The organism is Paenibacillus sp. p3-SID867 (genome assembly GCF_025142895.1).
Lineage (GTDB): Bacteria > Bacillota > Bacilli > Paenibacillales > Paenibacillaceae > Paenibacillus_AQ.
Window position 1 is genome coordinate 67,016 of record NZ_JAMBDM010000011.1, and the last position, 20,408, is coordinate 87,423.

A 20,408-nucleotide genomic window follows, 5' to 3' on the forward strand; every position below is an offset into this window, starting at 1 on the left:
GGAGAACATTATGTCGTCAAACAAGATAGGCACCCTGGGTGTCATGGTATGCCGCAAACCGGGCTTCCCTCCCTTCGCAGAGAAGGAATTCCTCCGTGAACTTAGCTCGAAGGCCAAGGGACTCGGCATGCAGGTATTTGTTTTTTGTCCCGATGATGCCTCTTCTGCTTCTGGTGTTGAAAGCTCCATAGATAGGATACAAGGATATCAATTCAATCCAGAAAAAGGCTGGAGTTTCGGCACCTTTCCTCCTCCAGATGTCATCTATGACCGATGTCTGCACCGAAACGGTGAGGAAACGGCTGCCGCCGGTGCGTATCTGAACCGAATGCTGCAGCAGGGCGTAAGACTGTGGGCACGCGGTCTGCCCGGCAAGCAGAAAGTGCATCAACTATTAAAGCGCTCCTCCGCCTTAAGGCCATATCTGCCGGCAACCTTAAGTTATACGGGAGCCGAATCACTGAGCAGGGCACTGCTGGCTTTTGACAGCAGACTTTTCATGAAGCCTAGCGGAGGCTCTCAGGGTCGGCATACTTTGTACCTCGCTTTGACAGATCAACAGCGTGTCAGACTGCAAGGAAGGGACCGGAGCAATCGCATGTTCCAGCAGACTATTCCCGCACAAGAGATGAACGAATGGGTGAGCCGTTTTACCGGTCGACGCCGGTTTATCATTCAACCCTACCTGGAGCTTCATAACCGCAACGGAGATCCGTTTGATATTCGGTCATTGGTTCAAAAGAATAACCGCGGCAGATGGTCCATCACAGGAATCGCTGCACGGCAAGGCGTAAGCCAAGGACTGACCTCGAACCTTCACGGGGGAGGCACCGCATATCCGGCCCTTCCCTATCTAACGACCGATTTCGGAGAAGAAAAGGCCATGAAGATCATTCAGACCATCCGAGATCTGTCCGCTCAGCTTCCATCCCTGCTCGAAGAAGGATTCGGCCGACTTGGCGAGCTGGGAATCGATTTTGGCGTGGATACAAAGGGACGGATCTGGATCCTGGAGGTTAACTCCAAACCGGGCCGCCGCGCATTTACACTAACGGGAGATGGTCACGCAGCCCGGCTGTCCGTCGAACATCCGATTCAATACGCCCGTTATTTATTGCTTCGACAACTTAGGAGGGTAAATACATGAGTTTGAATTTCGGAAATATTCATTTCTCGCAGCAGCCCGAAAAAGTCGTCTTTTTATCCGGTTCGCTTCTGAAGAGCCTGGGGCTATCAAGCAGGAAATCGATTAAGCTACGCATCGGTACCAACACGGTTTCGGCTGCTGTAAAACCGATCGATCGATCGGGGAAACACATCTATTTAAGCAACGGTGTCCGAAACGGTATCCACGTTCCCAGACAGGGCCCTGTCTATATCCATTCCCCCCGTGAAGGAGAGATCGAGCTGGGGCCCGTGGTTGGGGTTCTCTCCGACGGACCTCATAATCCATCCAGCCCCTTTGGAGCCCGAACCTCGTATATTCGACAGCTTCTTCGTGAGGGCAACAAAAAAATGTTCGTATATGCCTTTGCCCCCCGGGATATCAATTGGCAGCGCGAAACAGTTCATGCCTATATGCTCGGTTCCGGCGGCGGTTTTGTCCGCAAAACCGTTCCGCTCCCAAATGTCGTCTATAATCGCCTGCCTAGCCGAAAAACCGACTTCTCCCCTTTTACCAATCAACTGAGAGATCGGTTTCTGAAGCGCAACATTAAATTTTTCAACTGGGCCTTCTTCAATAAATCCGATGTGTACTCCCAGCTGGACGGCGACGTGCAGGCAGGCAAATATTTGCCGGAAACGCATAACAATCCTAGTCCCGAGCGGATTAAGGATATGATGGAGCGCCATAACTTTGTATATTATAAGCCCTCAGCCGGAAGCTTAGGCCTCGGGATTTACCGGTTAACCTATCTTCCCAAAAAAGGATACTTTGCGCGATATCACGGAAACGGGGGTAACACCCTTCTCAAGTTCCCAAGCTTTAACAGTCTGATGCGTATGCTTCAGGCCAAGCACGGCTCCAAGCTGCGTAACTATGTTATCCAGCAAGGAATCCGCCTCATTGAAATCGATGGCTGCCCTATCGACTTCAGATTCCATATGCATAAGAACAGCAAAAACCGGTGGTCCGTGGTTGGTATCGGTGCCAAAAAAGCCGGCCGGGGCAGCGTCACAACGCATATCAAGAACGGGGGCTCCTTGATGACGCCGGAGCAGGCGCTCAGCCGGGCCTTCGGCTCCAAAGCTCGAGATGTGCTGGAGCGTGCCAAGGACGCCGCCATCGCGATGTCGGAGGCCATCGAGAATCATCATCCGCATCTGTTAGGAGAAATCGGGTTCGATATAGGAATAGATGATAACGAGAGGATATGGATGTTTGAAGCGAATTCAAAGCCGGGCCGATCGATATTCAACCACCCTTCTCTTAAAGGGGAAGGAAAAGCATCGGTGGAGCATATTTTTGAACACAGTATGTATCTCAGCGGCTTCCACAGGGGGAATGACTCGTGAACAACCGAGTGGAGAGTGATGGAAGACCGGTTGTAGCCATCCTGACCATGCACGATTCGCATACGATGTTCAGGGGCAACCGGCAAAACTTTCAGGAAATCATCAAGACGGGGAAGGATATGGGCTTTCTGGTCTATGTCGTCACTGTACGTGATCTGAAGCTTGATACGGGTACTGTCAAAGGCTATATTCTGAACAGTGACCATTCCTGGGAGCAGAGGCTATGCCCTCTGCCCCAGGTTATATATAACCGGATCCCTTACCGAGAGGATGAAGCCCTTCCCTGGGTTCGACGCAAAATCAAGGAATGCCAAAAACATCCCCAGATCGATATCTACAATCCACACTTCTTCAATAAATGGCGGCTGTTTGCTTGGCTGAACAAATCACGGTTAACCAAAAAGTGGGCACCTTTGACAAAGCGTTTAAAGGGTTACCCTACTTTATATGAAATGATGAAGCGGAAGCCCTACCTGTATCTTAAACCCGAGGACGGCAAAGCCGGGCAAGGGATCATGAGGGTACGGTATCAGAAAAACAAATCGTTGCCCTACCGCATACAGATACAGAACAACAAAAACAGCACCACCTACAAAGCAGCCTCCTTAGAGCGGCTTTGGAACCGGGTGTATCAGGAGACTAAAGGAAGCTCATACCTGATCCAGCAAGGAATCGAGCTGGCCCAGGTCCACGGTCGCGCCTTCGACCTCCGCATACTTGTGCAAAAGAACGAGTACGGCTCCTGGGCAGTTACAGGAATTGGAGCTCGAATGGCAGGCGCCAAAAGCATCACCACACATGTTCCTCGCGGAGGAACGATTGAGGATCCGGAGAAGCTGCTGCCGATGGTGTTCGGTCAGGAACGGTCCGACGCCATCCTTAGCGAGGTTAAAAAAGCAGCCGTGCATATGGCAAGGCAGATTGAGAAGAGCTCTGGTCAGATCCATGGCGAAATGTCCATGGACCTCGGAATTGATAGCGAAGGCGTTCTTTGGTTCTTCGAAGCCAATTCAAGACCCATGAAATTTGACGAACCCGCGATCCGGAAAAAGTCACTGGAGCGGATTTTTCAATATTCCGAATATCTGATCAATCAAAGATAGCCCCTGCATCAGCCAGAGCAACGGCTAAAGAAGACATGAAAGGAGGGGATCATGTGGAAATTTCATGTCTATCTCTCTCAAACCCCGAAGAATGGCCGCATGCCAGACAGCAGTGCAGCGATTTCTTCCGGCGGTACAGCAACAAACGTCTAACCCGCGAAGGTTACCAGCGTCTGGCCTTGCTATCCTATGACGAGCTGCTGCAGCCCGGCACCTCGATTGTGGCAGCTACGGTTCGAAGTGATGTCGGCCGCATACCTGTGGGGATGTGCTTTGCGGCGGATTATGGGGAAGGTGCCTGCATGGTTGCTGTGCACCCTCTATACCGCAACCGGCATATCGGTTCTTCCCTGATCCGCTCACAATTATCCAAATTCGGGCGGCTGCGATGCAAAGTGGCCGCCGATCATTCGCCAAGTTTGCAAATGTGCTTTCATGCAGGGCTTCAGGCCATAGCGCTTGAGCAAGGTCCGACGGGCAAACCTACACTCGTTATGAGCGGAACCCTTCCCCTGCACCCATTCCACAGTTCTTCAGCATCTCGTGCTGACTCTGTTCAAGAAGGTGAACTTCTGTGTCAAAACCCGTCTTAGGTATTATGACGTTATACTTGGATGAACGGAAAACGCTGGAGGAGCGGCATATCTACGAGCATATGATCAGGGAAGGAAAAGCGATGGGGCTTGACGTTTACGTCTTCACCCCTGCTGACGTTAACAGTACGCAAGGCCTGATCAACGCCATGGAATACGATCCGGATCGCCGGAGATGGGGCCGCAGATGGCGCTCGTTCCCCAATATGATCTTTGATCGCTGCCGCATTCAAAAGAGCCCTCGCTTTCAACAGCTGCTGCGCTTTCGTTCACGCTATCGGCATTTACTGTTTCTGAACAGACCTTTACGCAACAAATGGACGATTCATCAAGTATTATCCACCAAGAAACGCTTCCGTCCCCATCTGCCGGATACTCGGATCGTGACCAGCACAAGCGACATCCACCGGATGCTCAACGTTCATCCTACCGTCTATTTTAAACCGATTAACGGAACGGGCGGACGCGGAATTCTGCGGATTACGAAGGTACCTGGTGTTGCGGGCACGTATGAAATCCGGGGACGCAATTCCAACCGGAGCATCATCAGACCGAAGCGAATGCCTTCAGGCCATTTGGCGCAATATCTGTCGGGCTGGGGCAATAGAGATCGATATCTGGTTCAAGAGGGGATCCAGCTGGAGCTGCCGGATGGAAGAGTGCATGATTACCGGATGCTCGTACAGAAAAATGGATCCGGTCAATGGCAGGTGACCGGCTGCGTGGGACGCGTCGGAGCGCCGAAAAGCGTGACCTCCAACCTGCATGGCGGCGGGCGTGCGACCATGATGGAAGAATTGTTAAGCAAATGGATCGCAGATCCGGCAAAGCGCGCCAGCATCCGCGAGGAAGCCGACTCCCTCGGTGTGGATGTGGCCCAATTTCTTGACGGACAGTATGGAGGCTTGTGCGAGATTGCCCTGGATCTGGCCGTGGATAAAACCGGAAGAGTTCTTCTTCTCGAGGTGAATCCGAAGCCATCAAGGGAAGTCTTCTCTCAAATCGGCGATATGGCTGCCTACCGTGAATCGATGGTGAAGCCCTTAGAATATGCACTGTGGGTGTACAGTCAGAAAAAATCCGCAAAAAATGCTTAAGTTAGATCGTAAGAAAACCGTATTAAAGAATCCAAAAAACGCGCAAAGGCTGTTTCCAAGAGGGTTGCTTGCTACCCTTGGAAACAGCCTTTGCGACTCCTATCTATCTATTCGGCTTGATCATGAAGCCTGAGCAGGTGTGAAAAAGAATGAATAACGACATCTGATCCCTTAAGCTCCTGCTCCCCGCCAAAGCCTGCATAGCGGCAGCCAATGACGGTTTGTCCGTTCTCTTTGCCCGCCTCCACATCCGATGACCGGTCCCCTACCATCCAGGCGTCCCGGATATCGTGTTCATCCAGCAGCAGCCTAACCAAATCCACCTTGGAAGCCGTTCCATGCTCTCCGGCACTGTAGACTCCTTCAAAGAGCGACATGATCCCTCTCGCTTCAGCTATGCCTTTCACATAATGCTCCAGGCCGTTGCTGGCAACAAATAATCGGACGCCCCGCCGATGAAGCTCCTCCAGCGTCTCCTTCACCTCGGGATACAATACGGCTGCTTCATTGCTTAAGCCTTCGAGCTCAAGCTGCAGCAGCAGCTCGTCTGCACGTCGATGGGCTGCCGGCGTTCCATTCGGTATGACAATCTTCCAAATGTCTTCGAGCAGCATTCCCAGACATCCAAGCATGAGCTCCTCATCCGGCGTTTCTCCTTCATAGTGCCCCTCTTCACGCAAAATGTCGAACAATTTGTGATAGGCGGGCAGCAGCAGGGTCTCCGTCTGAAACAGCGTTCCATCCATGTCAAATATCATCGCTTCCGGCTTGATCAACGTTGCAGTATTTTCCAATTTGGTCCTTCCCTTCGCTCCATATAATCTGATTCTAGTCTAATCTTTCCTCATCATATAGGAACCATATCACATCTGCAAACCCCAATTCCTCATTACTTTTGATCTTCTGTACATAAAATATGCATAACCGAGGGAGCTTTATCGTTGTTATACATATAACGCGTACTAACGAGAGGAGGATTTACATGCCTGGAACAAGGGAGTCTGAACCTGCACCGTCAATCAAGCAGCTGGAAGTCGAGCTGATCGCAGAGCTGAGCCGCTATGAGCCCCATGAACAAGCTGCGATTCTCAAGCGGATGGTGTACCGCCTCAAGAAGGGGCGATATGTCCGCAGCCCGATCATAATTGTGAAGGATATGATCCGGACGCCGCTTGTATGGCTGCTGCTGTCCATGGGAGTGATGATTCCCATTCTATTCTATATCCTGTTCGTTTGGGTATCGCTGGCGGTTGAAGGGTAAAGGCGGAACGAAGCGCTATGGTTTATATTCCGGGCGCCGCCAGATCATTAAAGTAGCGGCGTACCATGCCGAGGTAACAAACGGCAGGTACTTGAGACCCTTCAACCCGCTCTCGTCTCCTCCATATATGATGTGCGACATAACGGCAATCGCTGCATTCAGAACGACCCCGCCCGCAAAACCTCCAATTAAAGCCATAACCACCGCGGCAAGGCTTCTCATGTTCGTGCTACCCCTTCTGTTCCCGTCGATCGGACGGCAGGACACCACGCGCCGTATCCACCGCAAGCCAGAACAATCCGATGGCGATGACCGGATGCAAGGCCCCGGCGCCAGGCAGGTTGGCGGTGAGGTATTGGCTGAAGACCAATAACAACAGAACCAGCGATTTCCATTTGTACGGGGCGGGCAGTTTGCCTGCAATACCAAATATCAGCATGAGGACCGGCACGATTTCAAAAAAATGGACAAACAGGGTATGGCTTCTCCACATCGATCCATCATGAAACAGCGCCATGCCGGCAAACAGCGTCTGAATGGCAATACAAACAACAAATATCCATGCCAGCCCTAACGATATCCATACGACCAGCGGTGTTTTTCCTACAGCTTGTTGCGTCATGTCGACACCCCTCTCTTGATTCAAATATCTTTACGAAATCATCCTATCACCGAAATGTTGCGATCTTGTGATGATGGCTTGCGGATTCCGTGAAATTTTCCAATTGCGGCTGGAAACCGTATATAATGGGGGGGATTTACGGCTGAACCTATCGAATCAAATGGAAAGGCAGGATCCTTGCATGGCACATACCTTGCTTCTTGTGGACGATGAACGAAAAGTCATTGAGTTTATGGAGCCGTTCCTCCGGCAGGAAGGATTTCACATCATTACCGCTGCGACAGGCACGGAGGCTTTGGCCAAAGTGAGGGACTTTAAACCGTCGCTGGTCGTATTGGATTGGATGCTGCCGGAACTAAGCGGCATTGAAGTATGCCGGGAGCTCAGAAAATCAAGCCGTGTCGGCATCATTATGGTTACCGCCCGGGTTGAGGAAACCGATAAGCTGATCGGGCTGGAGGTAGGGGCAGACGATTACATGACCAAGCCTTTCTCCCTCCGGGAGCTGGCCGCGCGTATCCGGTCGGTCCTTCGCAGAATAGAAGGCGAAACGGTTACCGAAGAAATGCTGAAGCGCGGCGAGTTGATGATCTCGGAAAACCAATGCCGGGTATGGAAACGCGGCCGGGAAATCCAGCTTACACCTACCGAGTTCAAACTCCTCCTGACCCTTGCTTCCAGGCCTGGCGTGGTTTACAGCCGCCTGCAGCTGCTTCAGGCGGCCATGGAGGATGATATTCACAATGATGAACGGACCGCAGACGCCCATATCAGCCGAATCCGCAAAAAAATCGAAGATGACCCGGCCGAGCCCGTTTTTGTCAAAACGGTGTATGGATTCGGTTACCGGTTTGAGCAGCAGCCATGAGCGTGGGCCGCAAAATATTCATCGTCCTCTCATCGTTCATTATCGGTTTCAGCACCGTCTTCGTTCTTCTTACTTATGTCGTCATCCGCGATTCCATGGATGCCATGCTGCAAACCTCGCGCGAAGAAGAGCTGGATCAGCTACAGGAGCGGCTGCTCGGTTACTACGTGAAGAATGGGCATACTTTCCGTGCCGTTCAGGATCAGGCGTGGTTAGCGGACAGTCCCCGTTCAGCCGACCGCCTGGAAAGCATCCTTCTGACATCCGGGGAACAAAAGACCCTCTTGCATGAGGGGGAGGCTGTGGAGAAGCAGATCAAACGCCTCGGGGTAAAGCGGACATTGCATGTTGAAGGCGAACCGGTCGCGGAGCTGTATTATTATGATACGGATGTGGCAAACCTGACCAAGCTTCGGGTCGGCACGCCCACATCGATCATCATTTTGCTGGGAGGAGGCACCGTCCTCTTTATCCTGCTTTCCCTCGGGGCGGCCTACTGGATATCGCGGAGGCTCACTGCCCCCCTGCGCAAACTCGTCCCGGCTATCGAACGACTCGGTCAGGGCGAGTATGGTGTTCAGGCTCCCGTTACCTCGGAGGATGAATACGGGAGGGTCGCGGTTGCTTTCAACGGCATGTCTTCCAGGCTCGAGCAGTCCGAGATGGTCCGCCGCAATCTGGTGGCTGATGTCGCCCATGAGCTTCGAACACCGCTGACGATCGTAAGAGGCAAGCTGGATCTGCTTCAGCAGAGCAGGCAGCCGATCCAGCCGGAACTATTGCTTCCCATCCAGGATGAGTTGATTCGCTTAACCCGTCTCGTGGGCGACCTTCATCAACTATCTCTGGCCGAAGCGAAGCAGCTCCCGCTTGTTCGGAAACCCACGGACATGCTGGATCTTCTGGGTCAGATACAGGAACGTATCGAGCCAGATGCCGATGCCAAGAACTTGACCCTGCGTTTGACGAGCGCTACAGAGCACACTTCCGTTCCTGTGGATCCAAGCCGAATCACACAGGTGTTTTTGAATCTCTTCATCAACGCGGTTCGGTATACACCTCAAAACGGGCTTGTCCACACCACGATCCAAGAGGAGCCTGCTTCCGGCATGCTTCGGATTGATATTCGGGATACAGGTCCAGGAATTGAGGAGGAGCATCTTCCCTATCTCTTTGACCGCTTCTACCGTACGGACGGAGCACGTGCGCGGCATCAAGGCGGTATGGGACTGGGTCTGGCGATTGCCAAGGAATTTATCGTATCGCATGGCGGCACGATTCAGGCACAGAGCCAGCAGGGGCAAGGAGCTACATTTACGGTCCGGCTGCCCTATCATGATCATGACTCGGAGCAGCCGCACGGGATATAGCGGCCCCCCTAAATCCTATCTAACTTAAACAGACAGGCCCGGACAGATATCGACCGGGCCTGTCATTGTTTATACATTCGGATGGCGAAACGATACCCTCTCCCTAGAATATTTTTTTCGTTGCCCGATCTTCCTTGATGATCTCTACGGCTTCCCTGAAGCGGATGGAGTGGATAATTTCACGTTCCCGCAAAAATTTGAGACTGTCCTGCAGGTCCACATCATCCGTCATGTCGATGAGCCATTGATATGTAGCGCGTGCCTTCTCTTCCGCCGCAATGTCCTCATACAAATCCGCAATCGGATCGCCCTTGGCTTGAATATAGGTTGCCGTCCAAGGGACCCCGGCCGCATTCTCATAATACAGCGCATTGTCATGGTTGGCGTAGTGCGCTCCCAACCCGGCAGCCTCCAGCTCCGCCACGCTGGCATCCTTCGTCAATTTGTACACCATCGCGGCAATCATTTCGAGGTGTGCGAATTCCTCGGTTCCGATATCGTTGAGCAATCCGATCACTTTGTCCGGAATCGTATACCGCTGGTTCAAATAACGCAGCGCAGCAGCCAGTTCGCCGTCGGCGCCTCCATACTGCTCCATTAGAAATCTTGCCATTCTCGGATCACATTTACTGACGCGCACCGGATACTGAAGTTTTTTTTCATATACCCACATGGGCTCTTCCGCCTCCTTGTTCTCGCTTTTCCTCTTCATGAGGGCTGCATGCATAAGGTGAAAAAAAGCCGCAGCCCCCTTGCCATACCGTCATTGTTAAACCTGCCAAGGCCAAGGACCCTCGGCCCATTCAAACGGATACTTGGAATAAGCACGGCCAAAATTTTGCAGCGGCCCATACAGCTCTTGAAATTGCTTCGCTAGCACCGTTCTCTCCTGCGTCAGTTTATTGAACTGCTCGATGCTCTTGAGATCATTCGGATGAGTGTCCAAGAACAGATTCAGCTCCACCAGGACAAAATCCAATGCCTGAAGCTGCTCCAGCATTTCGTAATACTTCAGATCTCCAACCTGGGGTCTGGCTTCATTCACGGCACATCACTCTCCTTTAAATTTTCGCGAAGTATACGGGCTATACAAGGATGGCCATAACGTTCCGTGCCTTAGCGCCTCAGCAGGGCTAAACTGGGGCAGACCCGGCGGTTGAAACACGACATACTGGTTAACAGGTACCACATACGATCTGTAAAGCTTAGGCGGGCATGGATCAAATGGCGAATGAAATACCGGGTATACACGCACCTCTGGATTTTCCTTCAAAGGGATTTCCTCCTTATCGTTACGATCCGTCGTTATCAAGGACTCTTCGTATTTAACATATGTCTTCCGCCCAGAAAATGAACTCCAAAATGACAAAAAAACCCTCTTCCCTGGAATATTTCCGGGAAAAGGGTCTTCATGAAGTTGTCCTCAAAATTTGATTTTGATTTGGAACAAGCCCGCTTTACGCATAGCGGAATAGATAATAACGACAAGGGGGCCGATAAAAAATCCGATCACGCCAACCAGTTTAAATCCGATATACATGCTGACCAGGGCAGGCAATGCGCCGATGCCGACAGCATCCCCGATGACCTTCGGTTCCAGCACGCGGCGGATCACGGTAATCAGAATGAACATGAAGATCAAGCCGACTCCTGTAAAAATATCGCCTACCGCGAGCAGGTAGATGGACCATGGTATCAAAACGGATCCTACGCCCAGAATCGGCAGAATGTCGACAATGGTGACAAGCAAAGCGATGGCAAGCGGATAGTTAACGCCTAATACCAGTAAGCCGAGCAGCGTAATCACGTACGTAAACAGGCTGAGGATCAGCTGTGCCCGCAAAAAGCCGAAAATTGATTTTTTCAGGCTGATCAGCACCTCGTTCACCTGCGACTGTGATGTCTCATCAAACAGCGACAACACTTTCTCACGCATCGTATCGAGGCTGAAAGCGAACAAGTATACCGCTACGCAGAATACAATGAACGTGACGAACAGGTTCGGCAGCGTTTTGGCAAAGGACAAAAATGTTGATGATACTGAATTGACAAGCGACCGTATATAGGAAGAAATATTCGACATGAATTCGGTAAGACTGTCGGCAAGACCCGGCGAAATGCCGTTCAACATGTCTTGCGCTTGTATTATCGTATGCTGAAGGAATTCGTTGGCCCCTTCAAAATATTGCGGAGCCCGGCTCCAATATTCGACCAGCTGGTTAAACACCTGCAGACCGATCAAATAAGCCAGGAGCAGCATCAACAGGAGGAATAGCGTGCTTGTCACCGTTGCGGCCGCAATGCGGTTCATGCGAAGTCTTTTCATTAAGAGCCGATTTAACGGCTCCAATGCAATAGCAATCACGATGGCCAGCAAGAACGGAGCTCCAACCGTAAACATTCCGTACAGCAACAGGAGACTGAGACCGATAAAGATCAGCTGCTTAATCGACATAATCCACTTCCTAACAAATAGAGTCTTGCTAGTTCTAAATGAAGCTGCTCTCGAGCTTCTGATGAATCATGACGCGAGTTACACGCAACCGTGTAGACTCCTCTACCTCAAAGACCACCCCGTCAAAGGTGGTTTTCTTCCCGACCACCGGGTTCCCTTCAAGCTCTTTGAACAACCAACCGCCGATGGAATCCACGTTATGCTCTTCAATCATTAAACCGGTCAAATCATTCACTTCTTCAATGAGCATCCGCCCGTCCACTGAAAAGTACTCATCATACACTTCAATTTCAGGCCGCTCATCTTCAAATTCATCGTACAGGTCCCCAACAATCTCCTCCAAAATCTTCTCGGCTGTGAGAATACCTGCCGTCCCCCCATATTCGTCCACCACGAGCGCAAGTTGCTCATGTCTTGCCTGCATCTTCCGCAGCACCTCGCTGATTTCCGTTGATTCCGATACGTCCATAATCGGTCTCATCAAGGAAGCCAGATCACGCTGCTTCTCAGGCTCCGCCAGCAAGAGATCGGTAATGTGGACAAATCCGATGATGCGGTCTTTGTTGTCCGTTGCGACCGGGTAACGGGAGTGCTTCGTCTCATTGACGATCCGAAGATTCTCTTCCAAGGTATAATTGGTGAAAAGAACGTCCATATCCGTCCTTGGCAGCATAATTTCTCTGGCTCTCAAGTCAGAAAAATCGAACAGGTTGTCCATTAATTTCATCTCGTTCTCGTCAATGACACCGCTCTTTGCGCTCTCGTTCATCAGAATCCGAATCTCTTCCTCGGAGTGGGCCGCTTCGGCCTCGCTTGCCGGCTCGATGCCAACCATCTTCAGAATGCGATTAGCGGAAGCATTCAGGACCCAGATCACCGGCAGAAAAATGCGGTAAAACCAAAGCAGCGGCGCCGACAGAATCAAAGCCGTGCCCTCCGTCCGCTGAATAGCCAACGATTTCGGTGCAAGCTCCCCTAACACAATATGCAGGAAAGTGATAATACAGAAGCCCACCGCCACCGATATTGTGCCTATCAATCGCTCATCCGTAAATCCAATGCTATGCATAATAGGGGCCACCAGCAAATCTGAAATGGCAGGCTCCCCAATCCAGCCAAGACCCAGGGAAGTTAATGTGATCCCAAGCTGGGTTGCGGACAAATAGGCATCCAGCTTCTGGTTTACTTTCAGGGCAATGCCTGCCAGCCGGTTCCCTTCGCTAACGAGCTGGGTCAACCGGGATTGACGCATTTTTACCAGTGAAAATTCTGCCGCTACAAACACGCCGTTCAACAAAACGAGCAGGAAAACCAAGAGCAAATTCAAAATCAGTTTCCCGACCTCAAATTCCTCCGCCATGATGACACGCCTTCTTTCTAGGGTTCTAGTTTGTCTTTGCTTGCCTTGACTTGAAATCCACACCCCGGTAGTACATGTCGGCCACCAACAGGTTCGGCCCACAGCAGCTCACTGCATCGCAGTGACAGTTAACCGTCTGGTTCAACGGGTGTCCTGTTGTCCATTCGTTAAAAATATCGTCAAGCTTCTGTTCCTTAATATTACCAAAAGCCGGGATATCAGCAAAATCCGTCACATACACGTCGCCCGAGAATAAATTCACATTCACCCGGTTACGGCCATCCGGGTCATTCCGGACCGTTACGTTCGGTTCTTGCCGCAGGCGGCGAATGATCTCCTGGTCATCATCATCGGAGCTGCAGGCATAGAAGGGCAGCGTACCGAAAAGCATCCACATGTCCCGATCCCGGACATCCAGCAAATGGTGGATGGCAGCTTTCGTGTCGTCCAAGGACAGAACGGGCAGAGCGGAAGCAAAGTTTGAGGCATACATCGGGTGAACCTCGTGCCGCTTGCAGCCCATATCCTTGATCAGCTTGTGGATGCCGCCGAGTTTCGTATGCGTCCGGTAGTTAATCATCGATTCAGCGGATATGTACATCCCTGCCGCACTTAGTTTCTCCGAATTGACCAGCATTGTATCGTACATTTTGTATGCCGTTTCCTTGGAGACGGGACGTGCACTATTCGCAAACCCGACTTCATAGAAGTCGTCCCCGTTCAAATAATTGAATGAGATATGCATAACGTCCAGATAAGGCAGCATTTTCTCATACCGACTTATATCGAGCGTCAGATTGGAGTTAATCTGAGTCCGGATGCCCCTTTCCTTGGCATACTTCAGCAAGGGAACAATCACGTTATCCACTGTTTTTCCAAGAAATGCCGGTTCACCGCCCGTCAAACTGATCGTCTGCAGATGCTCTACCTCGTCCAATCGCTTCAGCATCGTATCGAGTGGCAGCATCGGCGCTTCCTTCATGACAAGCATATCACCGACAGCGCAATGTTCACAGCGCATATTACAAAGATGCGTCACTGTCATTTCCACACTGGTCAGCACATGACGACCATGCTCGCGCAGTGAAGTTATCGGATCCCACGGATCATAACTCGGCGAAATGGGCCTTACGGCTGATGGAAATGGCTGTGCTGTATTACTCATGGTTCACTCACCTTATTTCTTTGAATTACCGATTCATTCAGTACAACTTACATTATATGTACTCTACGGTTTTGATAATGTCCATTATATGATTATAACATACCCGAACAGAAGGCCGGTCTGCTTGATTCGGCTGGGAAATCATCCACTGTCCCCATGTTGGTCTGGGCCTTCCTTGGAAGTAAGCTTATGGGCCGGAAACATCCATCTTGGACTCCACCAATTCGCTCTGCCCATCATCTTCATAAACGCAGGCACAAGCAGCACCCGAATCACGGTGGCATCCAGCAGAATGGCTGCAGTCAGGCCTAAACCGATCGCTTTCATCACTTCATTATCCGTAAATACAAAGGCACCTACGACGACAGCCAGAATCAGGGCTGCGCTTGTAATCAGCCCGCCCGTACTCTCCAAGCCTTCGGCTGTGCTGAATTCGTTATCTCCCGTCCGTTCGTAATTCTCCATGATTCGCGAGAGCATCATGACTTCATAATCCATCGATATGCCGAACACCACGCAGAATATCAGGATTGGCAAAAGCGCAAAGATGGATCCCGTGGAGGATACACCCAGCCACTGCGCGCCAATCCCCTCTTGAAACACCCATACCACGATACCGAGTCCGGCTCCGAGGCTGAGCATATTCATTATGCTTGCTTTTAAAGGGAGCACGACCGATCGAAACGCCAATAGGAGAATGACATAGGTAACTACAAATACAAAGACCAGAACGTAGGAGATATTCTGATGGATGGCTTCCATGATGTCCAGTTTATAGGCGGGGCTTCCGGTGACATAGGTCGTCAGCTCATTCGTATCCATCATCCGTAACGCTCGGACGAGCTGCATAGTCAATGCATGGGATTCGCCATACTCCGGGATCACGGCGACGGCTGCGAAATTTCCCCTAACAAAACGATGCTGCTCCAGCTGATGGCGGATATCTTCGCGGGACAAATATTTCGAGGCTTCCTCCACCGAACCTCTGCCGATGCTCAGATAACTCTCTACCTGCTTCACACCCGGCATCATCCTGATTTCATCCGTATATGCCTTCATTAGCTCGATGCTGCGCGAATCCTCATAAGAGGCCGGAAGCTCGACTGCTACAACGATCGAATTCAATTCACGCTTATCATAAGCCTGTGTGAGCAGGTCGTATCCATATCGGGATTCATAGGCGGGGGGAAGCACTTCGGCTGCGGGGATGGCGATATTCATGTCCCGAACCGGATAAATCGCCACCAATAGTAAACCGATCGCTGCGATAGAGATGGTCACAGGATGCGCCATGACAAATTTGGAGAGCCTTCTCCACAAACCGGAGGTCTGCCGTGCCCGAAGCGTCCGGTAAGCGGCAGGGAATAGAGGAAGCGTTTCTATACGCGGACCCAATATTCCCAATAATGCGGGAAGAAGCGTATTACCGGCCAACACTGATAACAGCACCACGGTAATGCCGCCTATGCTGAAGGAACGGAAGATCGGCAGATCTATGAAACTCATCGCCACAAAACCGATCAACACGGCTGCCCCGGAGAACATCACCGCTTTGCCGGCGGTTGCGCAAGTGACAGCCAGGGCAGTGCCCACATCTCCGCTCCGTGTCCGCATCTCTTCTTTGAATCGGCTTACGACCAGCAACGCATAATCGATGCCCACGGCCAGGCCCAGCATCGTTACGACATTCGGTAGGAAATTGCTGATCGAGCCGTCGGCCAAAGCTACGAAATACAGGATTCCCATCGTGACCACCACGCTGGCAACACCGGCTAACAATGGCAGGATCGCGGCAGTCAACGTTCCGAATACGACCGCCAGAATGAGCAGAGCTGCGGGAATGCCTATCATCTCAGCATGGATGATATCGCTTTTGACGGCTTGGTTCATATCGGCGAAGATGGCGGTATTCCCTGTTATGTAAGTATCCGCTCCCGTGATGCCCGGAACCGAGTCTCGAATCTCTTCAAACTGCTTCAAGGCTTCCGTGGAATCCAGATCCAGCAGCACCGTCACGGATACGATATGATCCTGGCCTGCCTTATGAGCTGCCATATTCATATAAATATCCCTGACATAGGGACGGGCTCGCAAAGGCTCAAGCTCCGTCAATATTCGCCGCTGTGCCGTGCCTGCCGTCAAATTCTCATCGTGCTGGCTCACTACGACAATATCCAGCGAAGCTGCCGACAATCCTAATCCCTCTTCCAGCTTCTCAATCCCGATCTGGGCCGGACTATCCTTCGGCGTAAACCCGTTGTGCTGCAGAATGGACGGCAGCTTGAATGCAAACGGAAGCAGTCCGCAAAACAAAAGAAGCCAGGTTACAACAATGGCTTTACGGTAGCGGTATATCTGTCGCCCCCATGTATGCAGCAATGTTGTATGGCTGTTACGTCTCACGAGTCTACCTCCTTAAGTGTAAGTTTGATCTATGGTGCTCGCCCGATACCAGCGATCATAATGGCCAGTGTTTCAGCCAAATCCAATTCATAAGGTGCAGATAGCGGGGTGCCTTCGGCATCGGTTAATACGCGGACAACAGGTCGATGCGGCACATGTGCGTGAATTTTGGATACCACCCCACTCTCACCCGTATGTAATTTCACGGTGATCCCAGGAGGATATATCGCTACCCGATCCCGAAACATGGCCAGGAATGACTGTTCATATAGTGTTCCCGAGCCTGCATACATCACCTCTACCGCTTCATGCGGCAATAAGGCAGGCTTGTACACCCGCTGCGTTGTCATCGCATCGTAAGAATCCGTAATCGCAATCCATTTGGCGTATTCATGAATCTCAGGTCCCTTCAAGGCTCTGGGATAACCGCTGCCATCCAGGCGTTCATGATGCGACAGGGCGCAATGCGCCGATAACAACGGAATGTTCGGTTCGTCTTTCAATATTTTGAACCCGATCTCGGTATGCTTCTGGACCTCGCGAAATTCTTCTTCGCTCAGCCGTCCTGGATGATTCAACAGCTTCTGCGATATCCTCGTCTTGCCGATATCGTGAAGCAATGCCCCCAAGCCCAGCACCTTCAGATCATCCCGATTATAGCCGTAAGACACCCCAAGAACCGTTGAATATAGACAGACGTTAAGCGAATGACGATACAGGTTGTAATCGTTCGTATTCATATCCGTCAGGAGCACCATGCCCTCGTCATGATCCGATATTTCATCCATAATAGACTCCATCATCCCGGAGAACGTTTTGCCTAAATGAAGGAAGCTTCCCTTCAGAGCAGCCTGGCTCTCCAGGGTCTTAAAGCTCGTCCGTATCGACTGGATCGCCTGCAGCCGTGTCTCCTCGGTCAACAACTCCGGAACCAGGATATCCTCTGTCATCGGCTCCTCGATATAGACATACCCGATTTCCAACGTGCCCAGACGGCGAATCAGTCCTGTCGTCAGCTCCACGCCTTCGGCAAGCAGAATTAAACCGTCACTATTATATATTCTCTTACCAAGAACCATTCCCGGCCTCAACGCGTTGATAGGTATAAGACGCAAAATCCGTCACTTCCTCTGCTATTCTCAAACTTGTGTGGGATATAGCGTCCAGTCTTCAGTGGATCACGATACGAAGAAGCCGGATCTCCTCCTTGTGTCTACTCCTGCTTAATGCATGATAAACAGCCAAAAAACGGCAGCGAGAACAAAACGGTAGATCGCAAAATGAGTAAGCCTTATCTTCTGTATGAGCTTCATGAAGGCCAAGACGACAAAATAGGCAACAACAAACGAAACGATAAATCCGGCAAGAAATACGCCGATCGTATCTAAAGTAAAATATCGGTAAGAATCCAGCAATTCATATCCGGATGCAGCACACATAATGGGAATTGCAATAATGAACGAGAAATCGGCCGATGCCTTATAGCTCACCCCGCTAAGCATTCCTCCGGAGATGGTGGAGCCCGAGCGGGAAAAGCCCGGCCATAATACGGATATGATCTGGTAGACGCCAATCTGAAGGGCCTGCTTGTATGTCAAATCATCCAAATCATGCGATGTCACTTGAACTTTATGCTTATTGTACCATTCTGCAAAAATCATAAAAATACCGCCGGCAACAAGTGCAAACAGCACCGTCTGCGCATGGAACAGGCTCTTGATAAAATCCCTCGCGAAAAATGCAACCAGCAGGGCCGGAGCAATTCCCAAAAATATATGAATCAGATTCAATCTTTTTCGAGGCTCTTTCTTGGTCAGCGGTTCACTTCGGCTCCAGCCGAGCAGGTTCAAAATTCGATTCCAGTAAACGATCGCGATCGCCATAATGGCGCCAAGCTGAATGACAACCTCAAACGTCTTCATGATCGGAGTTTGATCGTCGTAACCGAGCACCTTGGCCGTCAAGATCATATGACCTGTGGAAGACACCGGAATGAATTCGGTTAGTCCTTCCACGATCCCCAGTATAATGGATGTGATAAAATCCATGGTCCTTCCCCTCCCTTACCTTTGTCCTCCTCATATGTATGCTCGGCCAAAGGAAGTTAGTCGGGATTGTCAGGATATCCAGCGTGGAATCATGGACTCTTCAAGCGAACCGGGCCTCGATAGCTCACTTCGCAGCAGGTCTCTAATAAACTCCGGCAGCATATATACCGTATCCTTACCAAGTGACAACGACTCGTATCCGATTTTAAAAGTGAACATGTCGAGTGTCCCCACCTTATATTCCCGCTGCGGCTCTAGCGGTTGCCCCTTCATGGAGATGTGCGTGATCTTTCGGTAAGGCTCTCCGTTCTTGTCATAGTGAATTTTCAACCCATCGACTGCCAGGCCGCCTAATATATAACCGCGGAAACCAAAGCCCATTATCTTCTTTCCGCTGAACTCCTGAAGCAAACTCTCCTCAAGTGCCTGATAGATATGTTCTCCGCGCAGCTTCACGATGCAGGGGTTAATCGGTGACGGGCACAGACCGTGCAGCATACCTGTGCTGATCTCGCCCTCCGGCAGCGGCCCGAGCAGCTGTCCCGAGTTTACGATGGCAAAATCCGCATCCGTGTGCTGCAGCACCGCCTGAGCCAGCAGGTTTGCAAACGGCGACTCCTCCTCATAGTGAATGGGCAGACTACGATCATTAACGGCAACGGCCTCCGTTAATTTCTCCCTTGCCAGCTCATGGTGCCTCATGATCGCCTGCTCTACGATGGGTTCCATCAAGTTTTTATCCACGGGGAGCAAACTTCCCTCTATACAGGTAAAGCGATCTTCAGCATGACTGCGCTGCATGACGAGGCGACCTACGTATTGTCCGAACTTGCCTGCACCGCACACGGCTGTCTTTCCAATCATCAGGGGCTCCTCGAGTATATGATGGGTGTGACCGCCAAGAATAACATCAATCCCCTCAACACTTTCTGCTAATCTTTTATCAATCGTTAGTCCTAAATGGGATAAAACGATTATGATATCACACTGGCCCTGAAGCGCTCGCACTTGCTCAGCAATAGCCTGCACCGGATCTCCGGCTTCCCAGCCTAACAATTGATAAAAACCTGCAAAAGCAGCCGTTGCGCCGGTAAGCCCGATTCGAATGCCTTCTCGTTCCAGGATCACATGCGGCTTCATCCATCGAGGAGGATTACCACTCTTAGTCTCACTAATGTTGCAGCACACAACGGGACACTGCAGTCCGGCGTATACACTCTCCAGAACATCATATGAAATGGTGAGCCCTTCGTTATTGCCAATCGTAATGGCGTCGTATCCTGTCAAATTAATGACATCCACATTGGCTTGGCCCATGGTGCCTTCGGTTTCCACCGATGCCCGGTCCATATGATCACCGATATCCAGTACGATTGCCCCATCACCGGCAGCCGCCTTTTCCCGGGAAATAAGTGCCGCCACACTGCTCATCATCTCAAAATGGCTATGTATATCGTTGGTATACAATATCGTCAGCTTCTGTTTGTTGCTTCCTAACCCCATTTGGCGGCCCCCTCCCCAAGTTCGTTATTCGATAATTTCCGGT

At 51.1% G+C, this 20,408-nt stretch carries 21 protein-coding genes; 8 read left to right on the forward strand and 13 right to left on the reverse strand.

The genetic code is table 11. The features are described 5' to 3' along the window. The first annotated feature begins 10 nt into the window (after window positions 1–10). The 5 genes from M4D81_RS22115 to M4D81_RS22135 are packed head-to-tail and all read left to right on the forward strand — an operon-like array spanning window position 11 to window position 5,310. Entirely contained in the window at window positions 11–1,147 is a 1,137-nt protein-coding gene (locus M4D81_RS22115) for a YheC/YheD family endospore coat-associated protein (RefSeq protein WP_260068066.1), read from the forward strand. Continuing rightward, on the forward strand, window positions 1,144–2,517 hold the full coding sequence (locus M4D81_RS22120) for a YheC/YheD family endospore coat-associated protein (protein WP_071218051.1): 1,374 nt from the start codon (window positions 1,144–1,146) through the stop codon (window positions 2,515–2,517). The genes M4D81_RS22115 and M4D81_RS22120 overlap by 4 nt, the downstream gene beginning before the upstream one ends. Beyond that, window positions 2,514–3,620 (forward strand): YheC/YheD family endospore coat-associated protein, encoded by a 1,107-nt coding sequence (locus tag M4D81_RS22125; RefSeq protein ID WP_260068067.1) that lies wholly within the window; start codon window positions 2,514–2,516, stop codon window positions 3,618–3,620. The genes M4D81_RS22120 and M4D81_RS22125 overlap by 4 nt, the downstream gene beginning before the upstream one ends. A gap of 53 nt (window positions 3,621–3,673) precedes the next feature. Beyond that, on the forward strand, window positions 3,674–4,213 hold the full coding sequence (locus M4D81_RS22130; RefSeq protein WP_260068068.1) for a GNAT family N-acetyltransferase: 540 nt from the start codon (window positions 3,674–3,676) through the stop codon (window positions 4,211–4,213). Then, the gene (locus M4D81_RS22135; protein ID WP_260068069.1) at window positions 4,195–5,310 is read left to right on the forward strand and encodes a YheC/YheD family endospore coat-associated protein; all 1,116 of its coding nucleotides are present in this window, start codon (window positions 4,195–4,197) and stop codon (window positions 5,308–5,310) included. Before M4D81_RS22130 ends, M4D81_RS22135 begins: the two co-directional genes overlap by 19 nt. Before the next feature lie 107 nt (window positions 5,311–5,417). On the opposite strand, the gene M4D81_RS22140 is transcribed toward M4D81_RS22135, so the two are convergent. Then, complete coding sequence (locus M4D81_RS22140; RefSeq protein ID WP_071218047.1) at window positions 5,418–6,104, reverse strand: HAD family hydrolase; 687 nt, start codon at window positions 6,102–6,104, stop codon at window positions 5,418–5,420. A gap of 188 nt (window positions 6,105–6,292) precedes the next feature. On the opposite strand from M4D81_RS22140, the gene M4D81_RS22145 reads away from it, so the two are divergent. Beyond that, window positions 6,293–6,571 (forward strand): hypothetical protein, encoded by a 279-nt coding sequence (locus tag M4D81_RS22145; RefSeq protein ID WP_260068070.1) that lies wholly within the window; start codon window positions 6,293–6,295, stop codon window positions 6,569–6,571. 15 nt (window positions 6,572–6,586) lie between these two features. Here the strand turns inward: M4D81_RS22145 and M4D81_RS22150 are convergent, their stop codons facing one another. Both M4D81_RS22150 and M4D81_RS22155 read right to left on the reverse strand, forming a co-directional pair. After that, entirely contained in the window at window positions 6,587–6,793 is a 207-nt protein-coding gene (locus tag M4D81_RS22150; RefSeq protein WP_071218045.1) for a DUF5957 family protein, read from the reverse strand. A 7-nt stretch (window positions 6,794–6,800) separates the two neighbouring features. Continuing rightward, the gene (locus M4D81_RS22155; RefSeq protein WP_260068071.1) at window positions 6,801–7,193 is read right to left on the reverse strand and encodes a DUF6220 domain-containing protein; all 393 of its coding nucleotides are present in this window, start codon (window positions 7,191–7,193) and stop codon (window positions 6,801–6,803) included. A gap of 181 nt (window positions 7,194–7,374) precedes the next feature. On the opposite strand from M4D81_RS22155, the gene M4D81_RS22160 reads away from it, so the two are divergent. Both M4D81_RS22160 and M4D81_RS22165 read left to right on the forward strand, forming a co-directional pair. Next, window positions 7,375–8,061: a response regulator gene (locus tag M4D81_RS22160; RefSeq protein ID WP_216530503.1), complete on the forward strand. Its 687-nt coding sequence runs from the start codon at window positions 7,375–7,377 to the stop codon at window positions 8,059–8,061. After that, window positions 8,058–9,431 (forward strand): sensor histidine kinase, encoded by a 1,374-nt coding sequence (locus M4D81_RS22165; protein WP_260068072.1) that lies wholly within the window; start codon window positions 8,058–8,060, stop codon window positions 9,429–9,431. The genes M4D81_RS22160 and M4D81_RS22165 overlap by 4 nt, the downstream gene beginning before the upstream one ends. Before the next feature lie 103 nt (window positions 9,432–9,534). Here M4D81_RS22165 and M4D81_RS22170 read toward each other — a convergent pair whose 3' ends face one another. The 10 genes from M4D81_RS22170 to M4D81_RS22215 form a co-directional block, all read right to left on the reverse strand. Next, window positions 9,535–10,104, reverse strand: coding sequence for a manganese catalase family protein (locus M4D81_RS22170; RefSeq protein WP_071218042.1), 570 nt, complete (start codon window positions 10,102–10,104; stop codon window positions 9,535–9,537). A 96-nt stretch (window positions 10,105–10,200) separates the two neighbouring features. Further along, complete coding sequence (locus M4D81_RS22175; protein WP_071218041.1) at window positions 10,201–10,476, reverse strand: spore coat protein CotJB; 276 nt, start codon at window positions 10,474–10,476, stop codon at window positions 10,201–10,203. Between the two features lie 6 nt (window positions 10,477–10,482). Further along, window positions 10,483–10,704, reverse strand: coding sequence for a spore coat associated protein CotJA (locus M4D81_RS22180; protein WP_074961779.1), 222 nt, complete (start codon window positions 10,702–10,704; stop codon window positions 10,483–10,485). Window positions 10,705–10,854: 150 nt separating this feature from the next. Next, entirely contained in the window at window positions 10,855–11,886 is a 1,032-nt protein-coding gene (ytvI, locus tag M4D81_RS22185; protein WP_071218040.1) for a sporulation integral membrane protein YtvI, read from the reverse strand. A 34-nt stretch (window positions 11,887–11,920) separates the two neighbouring features. Then, complete coding sequence (locus M4D81_RS22190; protein ID WP_071218039.1) at window positions 11,921–13,246, reverse strand: hemolysin family protein; 1,326 nt, start codon at window positions 13,244–13,246, stop codon at window positions 11,921–11,923. 25 nt (window positions 13,247–13,271) lie between these two features. After that, window positions 13,272–14,411: a radical SAM/CxCxxxxC motif protein YfkAB gene (yfkAB, locus tag M4D81_RS22195; RefSeq protein WP_260068073.1), complete on the reverse strand. Its 1,140-nt coding sequence runs from the start codon at window positions 14,409–14,411 to the stop codon at window positions 13,272–13,274. A gap of 141 nt (window positions 14,412–14,552) precedes the next feature. Further along, window positions 14,553–16,814 (reverse strand): MMPL family transporter, encoded by a 2,262-nt coding sequence (locus M4D81_RS22200; protein ID WP_260068074.1) that lies wholly within the window; start codon window positions 16,812–16,814, stop codon window positions 14,553–14,555. 29 nt (window positions 16,815–16,843) lie between these two features. Next, window positions 16,844–17,929, reverse strand: a complete 1,086-nt coding sequence (locus M4D81_RS22205; protein WP_260068075.1) for an HD-GYP domain-containing protein — start codon at window positions 17,927–17,929, stop codon at window positions 16,844–16,846. A 108-nt stretch (window positions 17,930–18,037) separates the two neighbouring features. Next, entirely contained in the window at window positions 18,038–18,862 is an 825-nt protein-coding gene (locus M4D81_RS22210) for an undecaprenyl-diphosphate phosphatase (protein WP_071218035.1), read from the reverse strand. A 69-nt stretch (window positions 18,863–18,931) separates the two neighbouring features. Further along, on the reverse strand, window positions 18,932–20,365 hold the full coding sequence (locus tag M4D81_RS22215; protein WP_260068076.1) for a bifunctional metallophosphatase/5'-nucleotidase: 1,434 nt from the start codon (window positions 20,363–20,365) through the stop codon (window positions 18,932–18,934). Between the last annotated feature and the right edge of the window lie 43 nt (window positions 20,366–20,408).

Coding starts and splice junctions, on each gene's coding strand:
- M4D81_RS22190 (WP_071218039.1), bottom strand. CDS start 13,246: ATGGCGGAGGAATTTGAGGTCGGGAAACTGATTTTGAATTTGCTCTTG.
- ytvI (WP_071218040.1), bottom strand. CDS start 11,886: ATGTCGATTAAGCAGCTGATCTTTATCGGTCTCAGTCTCCTGTTGCTG.
- M4D81_RS22215 (WP_260068076.1), bottom strand. CDS start 20,365: ATGGGGTTAGGAAGCAACAAACAGAAGCTGACGATATTGTATACCAAC.
- yfkAB (WP_260068073.1), bottom strand. CDS start 14,411: ATGAGTAATACAGCACAGCCATTTCCATCAGCCGTAAGGCCCATTTCG.
- M4D81_RS22120 (WP_071218051.1), top strand. CDS start 1,144: ATGAGTTTGAATTTCGGAAATATTCATTTCTCGCAGCAGCCCGAAAAA.
- M4D81_RS22165 (WP_260068072.1), top strand. CDS start 8,058: ATGAGCGTGGGCCGCAAAATATTCATCGTCCTCTCATCGTTCATTATC.
- M4D81_RS22150 (WP_071218045.1), bottom strand. CDS start 6,793: ATGAGAAGCCTTGCCGCGGTGGTTATGGCTTTAATTGGAGGTTTTGCG.
- M4D81_RS22145 (WP_260068070.1), top strand. CDS start 6,293: ATGCCTGGAACAAGGGAGTCTGAACCTGCACCGTCAATCAAGCAGCTG.
- M4D81_RS22115 (WP_260068066.1), top strand. CDS start 11: ATGTCGTCAAACAAGATAGGCACCCTGGGTGTCATGGTATGCCGCAAA.
- M4D81_RS22160 (WP_216530503.1), top strand. CDS start 7,375: ATGGCACATACCTTGCTTCTTGTGGACGATGAACGAAAAGTCATTGAG.
- M4D81_RS22170 (WP_071218042.1), bottom strand. CDS start 10,104: ATGTGGGTATATGAAAAAAAACTTCAGTATCCGGTGCGCGTCAGTAAA.
- M4D81_RS22155 (WP_260068071.1), bottom strand. CDS start 7,193: ATGACGCAACAAGCTGTAGGAAAAACACCGCTGGTCGTATGGATATCG.
- M4D81_RS22210 (WP_071218035.1), bottom strand. CDS start 18,862: ATGGATTTTATCACATCCATTATACTGGGGATCGTGGAAGGACTAACC.